Annotated in this window: 1 rRNA gene (running past one end of the window); it reads left to right on the top strand. The window is 53.1% G+C overall.

The window, feature by feature from the left end:
* Positions 1–11: 11 nt before the first annotated feature.
* Positions 12–1,098: ribosomal RNA gene (locus EJP77_RS20495) — 23S ribosomal RNA — on the top strand (its annotated part continues 2,500 nt past the right edge of the window); the annotation flags it as partial.

Raw genomic sequence — 1,098 nt, 5'->3', positions numbered from 1 at the left:
CCGGAGCAATTGGTTAAGCTACTAAGAGCACACGGAGGATGCCTAGGCGCTAGGAGCCGAAGAAGGACGTGGCGAACAACGAAACGGCCTCGGGGAGCTGTAAGCAAGCTTTGATCCGGGGATGTCCGAATGGGGAAACCCGGCTGTGGTAATTCGCAGTCACTCGTAACTGAATACATAGGTTACGAAGAGGCAGACCAGGGGAACTGAAACATCTAAGTACCCTGAGGAAGAGAAAACAAGAGTGATTCCGTCAGTAGCGGCGAGCGAACGCGGAACAGCCTAAACCAAGGGGCTTGCCCCTTGGGGTTGTGGGACGTCTCACATGGAGTTACAAAGGATTAGGGTAGGCGAAGAGGTCTGGAAAGGCCCGCTAGAAGAGGTAAAAGCCCTGTAACTGAAATTCTAATCCCTCCGAGACGGATCCCGAGTAGTGCGGGGCACGTGAAACCCCGTATGAATCCAGCAGGACCATCTGCTAAGGCTAAATACTCCCTAGCGACCGATAGTGAAGCAGTACCGTGAGGGAAAGGTGAAAAGCACCCCGGAAGGGGAGTGAAAGAGATCCTGAAACCGTGTGCTTACAAGAAGTCAGAGCCCTCTATATGGGTGATGGCGTGCCTTTTGTAGAATGAACCGGCGAGTTACGTTCCCGTGCAAGGTTAAGGTGAAGAGCCGTAGCCGCAGCGAAAGCGAGTCTGAATAGGGCGACTTATAGTACGTGGACGTAGACCCGAAACCGTGTGATCTACCCCTGTCCAGGGTGAAGGTGCGGTAACACGCACTGGAGGCCCGAACCCACGTATGTTGAAAAATGCGGGGATGAGGTGGGGGTAGCGGAGAAATTCCAATCGAACTCGGAGATAGCTGGTTCTCCCCGAAATAGCTTTAGGGCTAGCCTCGGAATTTAAGAGTTGTGGAGGTAGAGCACTGATTGGGTGCGGGGCCCGCCAAGGGTTACCAAGCTCAGTCAAACTCCGAATGCCATAAACTTCTGTCCGGGAGTCAGACAGTGAGTGCTAAGATCCATTGTCAAAAGGGAAACAGCCCAGACCATCAGCTAAGGTCCCCAAGTGTGTGTTAAGTGGGAAAGGATGT

Source organism: Paenibacillus zeisoli (assembly GCF_003994465.1).
Lineage (GTDB): Bacteria > Bacillota > Bacilli > Paenibacillales > Paenibacillaceae > Fontibacillus > Fontibacillus zeisoli.
Note: the sequence above shows the minus strand (reverse complement) of the source record. Positions and strands in the feature narration are given on the sequence as shown.